Origin of the sequence: Pseudomonas hamedanensis (assembly GCF_014268595.2) — a bacterium.
In the GTDB taxonomy this organism is placed as follows: Bacteria; Pseudomonadota; Gammaproteobacteria; order Pseudomonadales; family Pseudomonadaceae; genus Aquipseudomonas; species Aquipseudomonas hamedanensis.
Window position 1 is genome coordinate 890,874 of sequence record NZ_CP077091.1, and the last position, 14,188, is coordinate 905,061.

At 56.7% G+C, this 14,188-nt stretch carries 12 protein-coding genes and 2 pseudogenes; 5 read left to right on the top strand and 9 right to left on the bottom strand.

Annotated features, from left to right (window positions below; all coding sequences use genetic code 11):
- Positions 1 to 5 precede the first annotated feature (5 nt).
- On the top strand, positions 6 to 1,100 hold the full coding sequence (locus HU739_RS03880; protein WP_217844300.1) for a GNAT family N-acetyltransferase/peptidase C39 family protein: 1,095 nt from the start codon (positions 6 to 8) through the stop codon (positions 1,098 to 1,100).
- A gap of 146 nt (positions 1,101 to 1,246) precedes the next feature.
- Positions 1,247 to 2,266: a chemotaxis protein CheB gene (locus HU739_RS03885; protein ID WP_186548397.1), complete on the top strand. Its 1,020-nt coding sequence runs from the start codon at positions 1,247 to 1,249 to the stop codon at positions 2,264 to 2,266.
- A gap of 102 nt (positions 2,267 to 2,368) precedes the next feature.
- Here the strand turns inward: HU739_RS03885 and HU739_RS26670 are convergent.
- From HU739_RS26670 to HU739_RS03925, 9 genes and pseudogenes are all read right to left on the bottom strand, one after another.
- Positions 2,369 to 2,500, bottom strand: a pseudogene (locus HU739_RS26670) (acyl dehydratase); the annotation flags it as partial.
- 189 nt (positions 2,501 to 2,689) lie between these two features.
- Positions 2,690 to 3,379, bottom strand: coding sequence for a hypothetical protein (locus HU739_RS03890; protein WP_186548394.1), 690 nt, complete (start codon positions 3,377 to 3,379; stop codon positions 2,690 to 2,692).
- Between the two features lie 65 nt (positions 3,380 to 3,444).
- A pseudogene (locus HU739_RS03895) lies at positions 3,445 to 3,699 on the bottom strand (hypothetical protein); the annotation flags it as partial.
- A 48-nt stretch (positions 3,700 to 3,747) separates the two neighbouring features.
- Positions 3,748 to 4,425 carry a DUF5710 domain-containing protein gene (locus HU739_RS03900; RefSeq protein ID WP_186548392.1) on the bottom strand — a complete coding sequence of 226 codons (678 nt, stop codon included), beginning with the start codon at positions 4,423 to 4,425 and terminating at the stop codon, positions 3,748 to 3,750.
- Between the two features lie 54 nt (positions 4,426 to 4,479).
- A complete protein-coding gene (hxsA, locus tag HU739_RS03905; protein WP_186548390.1) occupies positions 4,480 to 5,088 on the bottom strand; it encodes a His-Xaa-Ser repeat protein HxsA in 609 nt (202 codons plus the stop codon).
- Complete coding sequence (hxsC, locus tag HU739_RS03910) at positions 5,085 to 6,320, bottom strand: His-Xaa-Ser system radical SAM maturase HxsC (protein WP_186548388.1); 1,236 nt, start codon at positions 6,318 to 6,320, stop codon at positions 5,085 to 5,087. The genes hxsA and hxsC overlap by 4 nt, the downstream gene beginning before the upstream one ends.
- Complete coding sequence (hxsB, locus tag HU739_RS03915) at positions 6,320 to 7,807, bottom strand: His-Xaa-Ser system radical SAM maturase HxsB (RefSeq protein WP_186548386.1); 1,488 nt, start codon at positions 7,805 to 7,807, stop codon at positions 6,320 to 6,322. The genes hxsC and hxsB overlap by 1 nt, the downstream gene beginning before the upstream one ends.
- Positions 7,804 to 8,103 (bottom strand): His-Xaa-Ser system protein HxsD, encoded by a 300-nt coding sequence (gene hxsD / locus HU739_RS03920; protein ID WP_161871905.1) that lies wholly within the window; start codon positions 8,101 to 8,103, stop codon positions 7,804 to 7,806. The genes hxsB and hxsD overlap by 4 nt, the downstream gene beginning before the upstream one ends.
- A 345-nt stretch (positions 8,104 to 8,448) precedes the next feature.
- Positions 8,449 to 9,363 (bottom strand): LysR family transcriptional regulator, encoded by a 915-nt coding sequence (locus HU739_RS03925; RefSeq protein ID WP_125916349.1) that lies wholly within the window; start codon positions 9,361 to 9,363, stop codon positions 8,449 to 8,451.
- A 270-nt stretch (positions 9,364 to 9,633) separates the two neighbouring features.
- On the opposite strand from HU739_RS03925, the gene HU739_RS03930 reads away from it, so the two are divergent.
- From HU739_RS03930 to HU739_RS03940, 3 genes are all read left to right on the top strand, one after another.
- The gene (locus HU739_RS03930) at positions 9,634 to 10,656 is read left to right on the top strand and encodes a zinc-dependent alcohol dehydrogenase family protein (protein WP_186548384.1); all 1,023 of its coding nucleotides are present in this window, start codon (positions 9,634 to 9,636) and stop codon (positions 10,654 to 10,656) included.
- 548 nt (positions 10,657 to 11,204) lie between these two features.
- Positions 11,205 to 12,668, top strand: a complete 1,464-nt coding sequence (locus HU739_RS03935; RefSeq protein ID WP_186548382.1) for a hypothetical protein — start codon at positions 11,205 to 11,207, stop codon at positions 12,666 to 12,668.
- A gap of 49 nt (positions 12,669 to 12,717) precedes the next feature.
- On the top strand, positions 12,718 to 14,118 hold the full coding sequence (locus tag HU739_RS03940) for an aminotransferase-like domain-containing protein (protein WP_186548380.1): 1,401 nt from the start codon (positions 12,718 to 12,720) through the stop codon (positions 14,116 to 14,118).
- Positions 14,119 to 14,188: the final 70 nt, after the last annotated feature.

Sequence of the window (14,188 nt, forward strand, 5' to 3'; positions counted from 1 at the left end):
TTGCCATGTCTTTTGATTTTCGCTTTGCATCGATGGACGATATCGACGATCTGGTCGAATTGGAGCAGGAATGTTTCACGCTTGACCGATTGAATCAGCGCAACTTCAGTTGGATGCTCAGTCGAGCCAATGCATCTCTGATCGTCGCCACCTCGGGCGAAAAACTGGCCGGATATGCCTTGGTGCTTTTTCACCGAGGCACTTCGCTTGGACGCTTGTATTCCATTGCCGTCAGCCCCGCATGGCGAGGGAATAACCTTGGCCAGCGTCTGCTGGATGAAGCCCAGGCCTGCGCGTTAGCGCGCAATTGCGCATGGCTGCGGCTGGAGGTGCGCGCTGATAACCCCGCCGCCATTCGGCTCTACGAAGCAAATGGGTTCCATCGATTCGCAATCGTCGAGAACTACTACGAAGATCACGCTGAGGCGTTGCGCTACGAGAAACGCATCCTGTGTGATGCTCCAACACCCGCACGCCAGGTGCCCTATTACCAGCAGACCACCGATTTCACGTGCGGCGCTGCGTGTCTGCTAATGGCCATGGCAGCGATCGACGTGAGCCGTCCCATGAGTCGCTCGGAGGAGATTCAACTCTGGCGCGAGGCGACCACCGTTTTCATGACGGCAGGGCACGGTGGCTGCAGCCCCCGAGGAATGGCATTGGCGGCATGGCGACGAGGTTATGACGTGCGTCTGGAAGTCAGTCATTCGGGCTCGCTTTTTCTGCACGGCGTACGTAGCCCGCAGAAGAAGTCCATCATGAAGCTGGTGGAGGAAGGGTTTGCCCAAGACTTGGCTGAAACAAGTGTTAAACAGGTTCTCGCCTCTTCTCTGGACGTCGGCGCTGCATTGAAAGCCGGCTTCAGGCCAGTGGTGCTGATCAGCAGCTATCGATTCACCCGATTGAAAGCCCCGCACTGGGTGATCATTACAGGCTGCGACGATGAGTTCGTGTACCTGCATGACCCAGATATTGACCATAGCAAGCTGAAACGCAGCCTGGACTGCCAGCACTTGCCGGTTAGCCATGAAGAATTCCTTCGCATGACGGTGTTTGGTATTCAGCGCGTTCGTGCCGCCGTAATGCTGCGCGCACGCTGAACCTTCGTAAGCGCTCACCTGTCGGAACAAAAAAGCGGGTCGCTAAATGGGATCGCACGAAATAGGTGGCATACCGGAATGTTTCAGAAGGTGCCCGCAGTTTCGACATTTTCATAGGCGGCACAGTTACCAGCAGGGACGTTCCGATGCAGCAAGACAGCTCTGTGGACCAAATCATTGTGATCGGTGCTTCCAGCGGTGGATTAGAGGCGTTGCGAACATTGCTTGAACAGCTTCCAGCCGACCTGGACGCTTCGGTTTTTATAACGATGCACATAGGCGACCAACCGAGTTTGCTGCCACGTCTTCTTGCTACGGCGACCTCCCTGGATGTCGACTTCGCCTTGTCCGGAGAAAAAATAAAGAGCGGTCGTATTTATGTTGCACCACCGGATCGACACCTACTGATCAAACGCGGAACGATACGGCTGGTCCGGAGCGCTAAAGAAAACCATTCTCGCCCTGCAATTGATCCCATGTTCCGATCCGCTGCCATCAGCTACGGGGACAGAACTACAGGAGTGATCCTCACGGGTGAGCTTGATGATGGGGTCGTCGGCCTTCAGGCGATCAAGGCTTACGGAGGCATGGCGTTTGCTCAAGATCCAAAGACAGCTGAAGCTCCCTCCATGCCTGCGAGCGCTCTCCGTCATGTTGCGGTGGATGTTTGCTTGCCGCTGGGCGAACTGGGCAATGCTCTGGGGCGAACTATCCAGCAGCGCGCTACCGAAGCTCCGCCAGCCCGGACGCTTAATCGCATCGAACCGTATGCTACTGAACACGACCTTACTGAAGATCTAAGTTCAGGTGGAGCATATGCTTTAGACGCGATAGGTAAGGTCTCAGGATTGTCTTGCCCAGAATGCGGAGGCTCATTATGGGAGCTGGGAGCTTCGCCCCCGCGCTTTCGTTGCCACACTGGGCATGGCTATACCTCCACCGCATTATTACAAGCACAAAGCGAAACGATTGAGGAGGCTTTATGGGTTGCAATTCGGGCAATGCACGAAAAACAGTTACTGCTAGGTAGACAGATTCAAAATGGCAGAGATTCCGGGCGAACCAGCGCAGTACAAGAGTACGAACTCGTAAGGGAGGGGCTTGAAAGCCACAAGGAGACGCTTCGAGTTTTGGTGACGAAGCTACGCCCTGTTTCAGGCTCGTGATCCAGGCGCCCCCATGTCGAGTCTGCACACGATGTTGCTACAAACTGAACGTTTGGCATCCATTGACTCATTTCAGGCGACCAAGTCGTGGGCCGCGCAACACTGGTCTCCCGGGTACACCGGACGTCTGAACTCGAAACACATTCCTGGAGCCAGCCAACCAATTTGCCCACCCACTTCGGTGATGAGACTGGCAGTGAGAAGGCCATGGGCAATGGGCGCCGCGAACCGGCGAGTGCAAAACGGCGGCGCAAGGCGTCACGTCCGACCATCTTCGGATAAACGGCCTATTCTTGAACTTTCGGTCTCCATACGGTGTAGTTCAACGAGGAAAATACCCGCGGGCGGTGGTCCGCGCGGGCGAGGGGCTGCTGCGGATAGCAGGCACGCGGTGCCCTGCGAAAACAGAGAAAGTTAGTCAGGTCAAGGGCTTGGGTCCGATGAGTTGTTGTCAGGACTACGTGGCTGGATCTGAAATGCTCTTGCCTGTGCGGCCCAAGAAAATAGATCGTTGTATGTAAGAAACGTTTGCTCCTCGATGCCATCCGTGTAGCTGTAGCCAAACAGTTTAAGCCCGATCTTGTCGTCTTTTATCGCATCACTCGGCTGCATGAGCAGCCACCTCAGATAACGTGAAAAATTTTCGGCGGTGAGACCTATGCTTTTGATATTTTTTCTGAGGTAGCCTTCTGCTTCGTGGTGCTGACCTTCTGATGAGAGATCCTTCACGGCATCGCAGGAGGCGAGAACCTCTCTGCAACAAACAAGAGACCGGTAGACTCCCATTTCGCATCGCAGGTTTGATAAACGTTGTTTGACGCCCCAGGCCACGAAGTGGGCCTGATCATGCAGGGCTTTGAAGTTTGTGCTTGTTCTCAGTCGAGCACAGAGGGTGCAGGCCGACTGCTTCACGGATTCGCTTTTCAACGTGTGTTTTGCAGATTTGAACTCGATGAGAAAGAAGTGCTCCCCGACGGCGAAAAACTCATCCGCATTCAGTTTCCTGTCGGCTGCATTGACCGGCGCATTCATGTCAACCTGCCCCATCGATTGACAAGCCGAGCGCAGGTTCTTCCTGAAGCGCTCGATTACGCTGTCTTCAACGCCTTCCATTCATAACTCCTGATCAAGGTAAAGTGCAAATCTACGTTCTCAACCGCTTGGCAACAGCATTTGCATCAACTGTTGTAATAGAGATCGATTCTTCGTTGATTCTTTTTTCGTCTGCAACAGAATTTCCTAACGCCGTATTCGCCGCTCTTCACTTCAAGCACGAGCAGCCCTTTTTTCGGATGGCCGATGAAAAAATCGATCTCTCCAGACGGCTTTGCTTGAGGGGCAACCTTGTTCACAGCTGAGCAGAGCCAAGGAAGGCTATGGATGACAACGTAGTCGTCCGGTAGCTCCGTTTTGAAGCTGGTGTAGAAATCTCGTTCACCCTTGCTGTTAGTGTCGCAAGGTCACGGGATTGGATAGGGTAATTAGGGTTCTTCGCGAACCTGCATCCAGTCGAAAAAATCTTCGGATGCAAAGCCGACGCTGCAGTTGGCGTCGAACCGCTCGTTGATTCTTATAAGAGTCATCCGCTGAGCTTCTTGTGGTGAGGTTGGGAAGAAAGCTCCACCAGGTTCGCTGTGCATGAAGAAATCGCCGAGCTTGGCTCCGCAGTTTTCGCAGTGATTCATCAGGTAACGGCTGCCTACCGTTTTGCTGTAGGCCTGCTTGAACTTGTTGGTGAAGTGATGGATCTGCTTCGTGACCAAGGGAGAGAGGCTGGCGATGTTGGAGACTGTTCCGCGATACCCATGGCACTTCCATTCGCCGAGGTTGCTTGTGAGCGCGAAATCTTCGTCCTCATCCTCGTAGTAATCGAACTCTTCGTGTTGCTCGGGCAGCTTGAATGAAAACACGCGGGTCAAATTAGAGCAGCCCCAGCAGTCGGATACGGACTCCATGACGTAGTAATACGGTGCTCTTACACAAAATTCAGGTCCGTGCTCCAAGTCTGCGTGTTCTGTTACGGGCAGCCATTGAGCCAAGGGGGCGATGTCGACCCCCTCGGGGATGTACCAAGTCTTCAGGCTTGGGTCCCATCTGGCACCGAGTGATTTCGCTTCATCTTTTTCTGAGAAGGGGACTTTCAGGTCAATCCTTGCCATTTCTGTATCCGTACGTATTGCTCATTAGTAAGCGCAGCTTTAGCCTAAATCGACTTATGGAATCTTGATACCCAACGCATTCAGCGATGGCGTATCCATCCGGCCATTCACGGTCAGCCCACTGTCCATCTGAAAGGCCATCAAAGCACCACGTGTCGCTTTGCCCATCACACCATCAATGGTGCCTTGGTAATACTGGCGGACCATGAGCGCCGTCTGCACACGGGTGACCAAGTTGCTTTTCTGTTCATTGGTCGCGCGGCTTTTTGAAGTGCTTGAACTTGTCCCGCTGGTAGTGCCAGACGACTGATAAAGGCTGTTGCCACTTGAGGTGCTGCTCGAAGCACTCGGCGCGCTGTAGCTTCGGGTGCTGGTAGCGGGTGGGCTGTAGTAGCGAGGTGCGCTATAGCCACCCGAGCCGCTGTAATGAGAACTGTGCGAACTGTGGGACCGGTGAGAACTGTGCGAGCGATGTGCCGCATAGATATTGACGGTGTCTGGCGCATTGAGCGTATCGGCAAATACTGGGGGCTGTAGCTTGTCGTTGGGTTGCCAGTTCGCATCGGCGAGCGACAGATGGCCCGCCTGTGCCAGGGTAGTACCAGCCATTGGCAGCAAGCTGATCCCACTGATCAGGACTTTCCAGCGGTCGAGCAATTTCAATGTGCACTCCTTGCATAGGCGCTAAAGGCCTCGGTCGATAGTAGTTGTACGCCGCGGCTCTGCCAGCGGTCAGTATGGGATTTGAAGAAGCCAGAGCAATGTTCGACGGCAGCGCATTGCTGGCAGGTATCGATGAACAGGTTCTTCCAGTCCGAGATGCTCTGGCGGGCGAAACGCGAGAGGTGGGCGGGGATGAGGCACAGGGGCAAGTTATAGATCGAAACCGGCACTCCGCGGTTGAACAGGAAATACACGGCCTGGCTCAACGACTCCTGATAGTCCAGCGGGTCAATCCACAGTTCTTCGTAGTTCTTCCTGGCCAGGCCGGTACTTTCGATACCCATTAGCGCAACATGCCGCACGAAGGGCAGGTTCCTGAACACGTAGTGGGCGAGCTCTGGCAAACGTGGCGTGGTCAGGCGATTGAGTACCACGCGTATCTCGATGATCTGGTTGGCGCGCGCCAGGTTGTAAAGACCTTGCAGCGTTTCGCTGAACGCGCCTGGAGCCTGCACCACATGGTCATGGTCTTCGGCATTGTCGGCATACAGCGGGATGCCCCAGCTCAACTGAGGGTGGCCGATGGCAGAGAGCGCTGCGATCCAGCTCGGGTCTTGGAACAGACGCCCGTTGCTGAGCACATGAATGGATTTCTGCGGCAAAACGGCTTTGCACTTGGCCAGGATTTCGAGCAGGCCGTCGCGATAAAGCGTGGGTTCTCCGCCGCTGATTCCCAGATTTTCCTCGCCCGGGTCCATCAGGTCGATCAGCCGTAGGTTCTCCTCGATGTGCCAACGGTCATCGATATCTTTGGGCGGCTGCGAGCACATCAGGCAGAGGCTGTTGCAACGATCAGTCATGAACAGCAGGTTGCTATCTGAGCCTCGTCGATAGAGCACTCGCACCATCGCGTTCTCTGGTGTGATGGCAATGACATCTCCGGGCTGCACGACATCCGCATCTTTAGGCGTGTGCAGGTGTGGCCGCGCGCTGTCGAAGTCGCCGATCAATGGCTCCGGGATCAGGAATCCACCTACTGGTAATGAGAGCAGATGCGGGCTCCGTAGCCGTTCTTCGTTTGGCAGCCAAAGCAGCAGGTCACCGAATTCAGCGCTTCCCCCACAAACAGCCAGGCCTTGTTCGATGAACTCATCTAGAGTAATGACCTTCAGCAGTTTCGGCTCATTCAGGTGATGGATTTCGAAGTGGGTCTCTTTGCGAAGCATCGCCATCAGCCCCTATAACCCGGAAACCGGACATCGTTGTAAGAGCGCCTGTTCAACCAAGCCAGCAGTACCCTCTGCACGTTGTCGTCGCCATCGCAAAGCAGGCCGAAAAGATGCTTCAGCAGCCCCATGTTCTTCTCGCAGAAGCTGCTGAACACTCGGTGTCCGATCGGGTCACCTTGGCGGGCATAGTGTTCGACGGGGTCAGCACCACAGTACGGGACAAGTGCGCAGTCGGAGCAGCCCGGCAGCGCCTCTGCTACACCACTGGCGAGCAACGCATTCATAACGGGCGATGCGAGTAATTCAGACAAAGGTTGCTGCACGGTGCCGAGCCTCAAGCCGTCTTCACCCATCTCCAGCAACATTCGGGCTTCGTCCGAGGGATAGACGTAACCGTCATAGTTGTAAACCAGCGCCGCAGTGCCTGCGCCAGCAGGGGAGCGCAGGTCTACATAGCCGGAGGAGAAGGGTGTCAGGATATTCTTCAGCAACAGGCTCGTATAACTCTCTGAGAGGTATACGCCCTGTTGGTTGACATGCAGCAAATAGGCCAGTGCCCTCTTGTAGAAGGCAAGGTATCGCTCAATAGGGTAATCAAGTCGATGGGCACTCTTGGTGGCAAACCCATAAGGGCTCAGAGGCCGAAGCGAGATGCTGGAGAAGCCCTGGTTTACATACTCATCGATGATCGCTTCAGGTTGTTCGAGGCTTCTTGAAGTCAGCGTGGTCAGCGCGGAAACTGCATCATGGCCAAGGCGCTCACGGACCCACTGGATGCCTTTTACAGTGCGTTCGTAGGAGTCTCGTGACGGGGTAGGGCGGTTGGCATTGTGCAAGGGCGCCGGCCCATCGAGCGAGGTTGAAAACTGGATGCGATTTTGTTCTGCGAAGTCGAGTATTTCCTCCGTCAGGTGGTGTAGCGTGGTGGTGATGACGAACTGGATATCCCGTTGTTCGACCACGTTCCGGTCAACGACCCATTCGACAATCTGGCGGACGCGCTCGAAGGCTAGAAGCGGCTCGCCACCCTGAAACTCCACAGTCAGGGCGGGAGCGTTCGATTCGAACAGGCGATCGACCGCCGCCTGTGCATCCGCTTCCGACAGGTCGTGGCCGGCTCCTCCCAGAGGGGCCCGCGACACCTGGCAGTACTGGCAGGTGTGGTTGCAGCGCAATGTAACCACGAACAAGTGCAGTGCAGGGCCCTGGAAGAGGAAGTCCTTGCGGCTGCGATACTGCGCGGCCATTTCCGGGAACGGGTCGTGGCGGCCTGGTTCGTAGATGAAGTGGCGGGCCAGCAGGTCCTTGTAAAAAGGCGTACTTGCTTGAACGTCGAAGTAACTGAGGGCTCGTAATTGCGCGTCGTTCACGTGCATGTACTCACCGGTATCGGAGGTGAGCAGGATGTCACGGTGATGTCCCGTGTTCATGCGCATGAATCGAAAAGGCAGCAAGCGGTAGTGCTTGGCGTCTGTCGCGATCAGTGTCACTGCGAAATCCCACATCCAGCGAGCGCGGCTCGAGCCAGGACTTCGCGCAACCCTGCTGTTTCGCGGTTGATATGGTCGCGTAGGGCGAAGTCGTTCAGATGCTGGAGGATCAGCGAGTGAGCCTGCTCCGGGGAAAGCGTTAGCCTTGCTTCAGCGGGGTGGGCCGTGAGGCTTATCTGATTGGCTTCAATACCGACTTGGATCGCGACAGTGTCGGCCAGGGAGTAAGCGGCGCGTTGCACCACGCTGAGCGGGTAGGCTGCGCTGTCGAGTTTCAGCGTGACTGGCCATGTCATCGGAAGCGGTCCTTCAAATCCGTTGGGAACGTGTGGATTTTGCCGGTTGCCGAGGCATTATGCCATCATAATTTTTTACTTTTGCACGCATTTGTCCAGCGTGGTGGGTGATGGGCTCACTACGGCTCGGCCATTGATACGGGGTAGGGCCGAGGGTTCATATCTCCCTCAGTGCATCCATCCTCATCAATAGCCCACTTGGCCTAAGGCTGGGGGCATCCTTTTCAAACCATCCAAAGCATGCCCTCAAATGTGCCCCCAAGTAGCAATCCACTGGAAGTGAATGGAGCTCCATGGTTTGTTGAAAGTCAGAAATGATCAGATAAACAGCCCATCCGGCGACGCCTAAAGACTCTCAGGGTCGCCGAAAAACATCTGAATCCGCGACCGCAACCAACGCTCGCCCGGATCGTTATCCTGCGAGCCGCGCCATGCCATGTGCAGTTCGAAGGTGCGCGTGGGCAGCGGTGGATCCTCGGCGCGCAGACCGCCAGCCGCGGTCAGGGCTTCTGCTGTGTAATCCGGGACAGTCGCGACGATGTCTGTGCCCGCCAGCAGTGTCCCCAACCCGTTGAACTGTGGCACCGCCAGCACGACGTGCCGTTTGCGTCCGAGCTTTTCCAGTTCTTCATCGACAAAACCACTGAGATCGCCGGCGAAGGACACCAGTGCATGCGGCCGGGCGCAGTAGTCGTCCAGGCTCAAGGGGCCGGGGACGGTGTCGGCGCGCAGCAGTTTCGGGGCGCTGCGGCGCAAGACTTTGCGTTTGGCGTTGGCCGGCAGGTCGGTGGTGTAGCTGACGCCGATGGAGATCTCGCCGGAGGCCAGCAGGCCCGGCATCAATATGTAATTGACCCGCCGCACGACGAGGACGATGCCCGGCGCTTCGGCGCGCAGACGTTTGAGCAGCATCGGCAGCAAGGCGAACTCGACGTCATCGGACAGGCCGATGCGGAACACCGAGGTGCTGGTCGCCGGATCGAAATCCGCGGCGCGGCTGACCGCGGTGGAAATCGAATCGAGGGCAGGCGAGAGCAGGGCGAAGATTTCCACCGCACGGGCGGACGGTTCCATACTCCGGCCGGTGCGCACGAACAGCGGATCATCGAACAGGCTGCGCAGGCGAGAAAGCGCCGCGCTGATGGCCGGTTGACCGAGGAAGAGCTTTTCCGCGGCCCGAGTCACACTGCGTTCGTGCATCAATGTTTCGAACACGATCAGCAGGTTCAGGTCGACACGACGCAGGTCATTACGATTCATCTGGAGTCCTGGCAGAGTCATCAAGCTTGACGAGAGCGGCCATATGAGAACAATGGCCGGCATGAATCTTACGGGGAAAGGCTGGTACTCTGCACCGGAAAATTCAGCTTTACCGAGACGGCGACCACAGTTTTTTCAGCGTTTGTGCCCGTGCCGCTTCTGCTGCGGAATCAATGACAGGCATGTCGACTATTAATAGCCACTGATGGTCTTGGGTCAAAAGCCCAGATAGAGTTCATGGCATTAGAGGTTACTTTGACGAGGTTTGCGATGTCCCGCACGATCCGTTTTCACAAGTTTGGTCCGGCCGAGGTGCTCAAATGCGAAGAGCATGCGGCCGCTCAGCCAGGTCCTGGCGAAGTGCAGGTGCGTGTCGAGGCGATCGGCATCAGCTGGTACGACACCTTATGGCGTCAGAACCTGGCCTCGTCACAGGCACGGCTGCCTTCGGGCCTGGGTCATGAAATGGCGGGGGTGGTCACTGCCGTCGGCGCCGATGTCGAAGACCTCAGCGTCGGTGACAAAGTCGCCAGTTTCCCGGCCGAAAGCCCGAACGACTATCCGGTTTACGGCGAGTCGATCGTGTTGCCGCGTACCGCGCTGACCCGTTACCCGGATGTACTCAGCCCGATCGAAGCCAGCGTGCATTACACGCCGCTGTTGATCGCCTACTTTGCCTACGCCGATCTGGCGCGGGTAAAGCCCGGGCAGTTTGCCCTGGTCACCGACGCGAGTCATTGCGCCGGCCCCTCGTTTGTCCAGTTGGGCAAGGCGCTGGGCGTGCGGGTCATTGCCGCGACCAAAACAGCGGAGGAGCGCGAGTATCTGCTATCCCTCGGCGCGGAAAAGGTGATTGTCACCGAGGAAGAAGATCTGTTGATGCGCATCAACAAGATCACCGACAACCGTGGCGTCGATGTAGTCTTCGATGGCCTTGGCGGCCCGCAGATGTCATTGCTTGGCGATGTTCTCGCACCGCGCGGCAGCCTCGTCTTGTACGGCCTGCAGGGTGGTAACCAGACGCCATTCCCGGCGTGTGCAGCGTTCCAGAAGAACATCCAGTTCTTTGTGCACTGCATCGGCAACTTCACTGGCAAGCCGGAACTGGGCATCACTCAGGATCACGTCGCCCTGCAACGTGCCCTGCGCGACATCAACCAGTTGACCGCTGATCGTGTGTTGCTGCCGCTCAAGACTCGCGTGTTCGCATTCAACGAGTTCGTCGAAGCTCACCGCTACATGGACGAATGCCCTTGCCGCGAGCGGGTTGCCCTTCAAGTCGAACCGGCGTAACGCCGGCTACCAGAGTCCGTGGCCCCACGGACTCTTTTGCGTTTATGCCGCGTTGAAATACACACCTCTCTGATCCGGGATTTTCTCGCCGCTCAGCAACTGAGCTGGTTTTTCCTGTTGATCTGTATCTACTAATCACAATGTAAGCCCTGATAATTGAGTGATTACTTTCATCTCAAGGAATGAGCCATGGCTGTGCATTCAATTTGTCTCCGGCAATATCAAACGGCTAGCGTTATTCGCTTTGTCAGGTTCTGTTTAATTGCTGTAGGCATATTCCGAAACTGCTTCTCTTTTTCTTGTACTCATTTGGTGTCGGACCTTGTCGGAAGTTTCCTAGGATATTTTCGCGATATAAAAAAACCTTAAAAAACAAATAGATAGAGCTGCGAGATGGCTGATTTTCGGGCTTTTCTGCGCTCAAGTGTTTCAAGTGACTACAACTTTGTAAGTGTTAGCATTTGGGCGTCTATTACTTATTGATGAATTGCCATGCAGCAGAGACTCCAGTCCGCATGGCGTGAAATTTCGATTCCGGGTAAATACTGATGAGCACGATCCATGATCAGGCAATGAACTATGTCTATCAGCAAGTGTTACAACGCTTGCTGGGTTTCTTCTCGCGCGCAGAACGCACTGCATTGCAGTTATTGATCCAGCGCCTGGTCGCAGCGGCTGGCGGCATGGATAACATCGGGCATTTCAAGGTGCTGGTGAATCAGTCCGGGTCTCGCGACAGCTGCTACACGCTGGCCTTGCTTCGGGCGGCGCAGTTGAGTATCGCTGGGCGTGCCCCGGCGACCTTCCAGCTGCGCGTGGCAACGCTACGCTGGAATGGCGAACGTCCCGCGGCCTTGCAGAACATGCACCGCAGCTACAGCGCGCTGTTCCTTTACGACGATCCTCGGGTCGAGTTGCTGATGGTGGACCACTGCGAGGTTTTGCCGTTCGACCATCGTGCGCCCATCAGCGAGGCGGGGCGCGAGTCCAGCCGCATCAATCTGATGCTGGTCGGCCATTGCCGCAACTGGATTGAAACGCTGGAACTATGGGATGACGCTTACCTGGCAACGGCCGATTATTACGGCCAGATCGCCCGTTGGAATAACGGCGTCGATGCCATGGTCAGTACCGAATCGACAGCCAGCCAGCAGCACTTTCTCGACGGTTTGAATCGTGCAGTACAGCGGGTAGGGCTGGCCGGTCCGCTGCCGGATGGCGCCGGATTCGACATGCTGTTCGCGCTGCTCGACGGGTTGGGTAATGACTTTTACCGTGGGTTCAATATCGAGGAAGAACGTGCGCAATGGCGTCCCGAAGGCCAATTTGAAACCTGCCGGCGTGCCCACTTCATCGACATCAACGACATGATCGTCGGCGGGCCTGAGGAGCGCTGGCCGCTGCTTGGCGATTTTCTCGAGTTCGATGCCGATGACCTGACGCTTTACCCCTGTGACGAGCCCTTCGCGGACCCGTTGGTTTCGGCGCATTTGCGCGGGTTGCATGCACAGTTCATCGAGGGGCGGACGTATCAGGCGGGCGTCAGTGATTACCTCGAGGCGCGGCTGGTCAGGATGCGTAAGGAGTCGGTGCCCGAGCCGGTTTGCGAGCAGTTGCTGGCAAGCCTTGGCAATGTTCAGCCATCTGACCCTTTGCACGCGGCAGAAAGTTATCTGTTGAAGAGCTTCGATCTTAATGAAGTGCAGCTGACGTGCCTGCTGTTCGCGCCGTTCATCGATGCTGGTGCCGGTCTTGAACGGTTCCTGCGCAATTGCCATCCGGGAATGCTGGTCGCCATGCCGGACCTGCACCGTGCAATGCAGGGCTTGCAGGCGCCGGAGCAAGTTCTGAAGTGGATGACCGACGTCAGCGGATTGCCGACCGTCTTGATCGAACGTCTCTATGCAATGGGGCCGGTGCAAATCTCGGCCGTGCGCGAAAGTGCCTCACGCGATGGTTGCCAGAGCGGGACGGGGACTGTGCCGGCAGTCGAACGGTCGACGGAAAGCTGAGTGTGAGCCAATTGTCAGGACTTGCGTCGGTGTTTACGGAACCGGCGTTGTGAAAGCGCCGCGGGAAAATGACTTCGTTTATCAGGCGGTCTACCGGTATCTGACGATGCTGATTGAAGAAGCGGGGAGTCATGCGCCGGTGCGCATGCCTTCATTGCGGCAATTGGCAGACCGGTTGAATGTGTCGATCTCGACCGTGCAGTACGCGTACTCCTTGCTGGAAAAAGAGGGCCGGGTGTACTCAATCGCCAAGTCGGGCTATTACGCGCCAGCGCTGTTGGCGACAGACACGCCCGACAGTGGCAGTGATCTGCTCGAAACCGTGTACGTCAACGCCCGCCGCCCGGGGATGTGTGTGTTGAGCGCCGACGAGCCGGCTTCGCTGCAACCTTTGGATAGCCCGTTATTGACGCTTGAGCGAGAACTCTTGCGTCAGTATCCAAGACAATTGCAAACGATCGCGCAGCCCTGCGGCGAGCTGGAATTGCGCACGGTGTTGGCCGCACGCTATACCACCTCGACGGCGAATTGCTGGTATGCCGATGACGTTTACGTTGGCGCCGACCTGCGTGGCGTACTGGAAATCCTGATCTCGGTACTGCAATTGCGTCAGGCGACTGTGGTGGTGGAGTCGCCTTGCGACTGGGTAATCCTGCGCCTGCTGGATGCGGCCGAAGTGCGGGTCATCGAGCTGCCCGTGCTGGCCGAGGGTGCGCTGGATCTGACGGCGCTGGAGGGCTTGCTCAAACGTGAACCGGTCAAGCTGGTTCTGTTGTCATCCGCGCTGAGCATGCCTCAGGGCAATCTGTTATCTGCGGCCAACTGCCAGGCTATCGCCCATCTGCTGGGCTGCCACGGCACTTGGGTGCTGGAGAACGATTGTTATAGCGAACTCGACGAATCGGGCAGCGGCCAGCGTCTGCGTGACTGGCTTGATCCTGATCGCCTGCTGGTGTTTTCCACATTCGAGAAATTCATGGGTGCCGAGGCGCCGTTCGGTTTTGTGCTATCGCGCCACTGGCGCAGCGAGCTGCAGCGACATTTTCTGCTGCGTGCGTTTCGTCTGTCGCCGATCCGCCAAAAAGCCATTGCCAGACTGCTGGGAAGCGGACGGCTGGATCAACATCTGGCCGTCCTGCGGCGAATGCTCAAGGAACGTCGCACGCAGTTGATCCAGTTATTGCGCGAGCGCCTGGTGGACGCGCTGCACATGGTCGAACCGCAGGGTGGGGCGACCGTCTGGGTGGGTTCGTTACGTCCGGTGGACATGGAACGTGTGTTTCATCGTCTGCTCAGGCAGCAGATCATCGTTGCGCCGGGAGCGCTGTTCAGTCTCGAGGGTTTGCACAGCGATTACCTGCGTTTGAGCTCGCTGGGGCATGGCGAGCGCGATCTGGGCACTGTCATCGGCTTGCTGGGCGATGCCTTGCGCTTGTCCCAGCGTGGATAACGTTAAAAAACATCGGACGCACTTCGGAAACATCCCATCGCCCCGCGGTCAAACTGCCAGTAAACTGCGC

Excerpts from the sequence above, each read along its gene's own strand:
- HU739_RS03925 (WP_125916349.1), bottom strand. The coding sequence starts at position 9,363 with ATGAATCGTAATGACCTGCGTCGTGTCGACCTGAACCTGCTGATCGTG.
- HU739_RS03935 (WP_186548382.1), top strand. The coding sequence starts at position 11,205 with ATGAGCACGATCCATGATCAGGCAATGAACTATGTCTATCAGCAAGTG.
- hxsD (WP_161871905.1), bottom strand. The coding sequence starts at position 8,103 with ATGACATGGCCAGTCACGCTGAAACTCGACAGCGCAGCCTACCCGCTC.
- HU739_RS03880 (WP_217844300.1), top strand. The coding sequence starts at position 6 with ATGTCTTTTGATTTTCGCTTTGCATCGATGGACGATATCGACGATCTG.
- HU739_RS03885 (WP_186548397.1), top strand. The coding sequence starts at position 1,247 with ATGCAGCAAGACAGCTCTGTGGACCAAATCATTGTGATCGGTGCTTCC.
- HU739_RS03900 (WP_186548392.1), bottom strand. The coding sequence starts at position 4,425 with ATGGCAAGGATTGACCTGAAAGTCCCCTTCTCAGAAAAAGATGAAGCG.
- hxsC (WP_186548388.1), bottom strand. The coding sequence starts at position 6,320 with ATGGCGATGCTTCGCAAAGAGACCCACTTCGAAATCCATCACCTGAAT.
- HU739_RS03890 (WP_186548394.1), bottom strand. The coding sequence starts at position 3,379 with ATGGAAGGCGTTGAAGACAGCGTAATCGAGCGCTTCAGGAAGAACCTG.
- HU739_RS03930 (WP_186548384.1), top strand. The coding sequence starts at position 9,634 with ATGTCCCGCACGATCCGTTTTCACAAGTTTGGTCCGGCCGAGGTGCTC.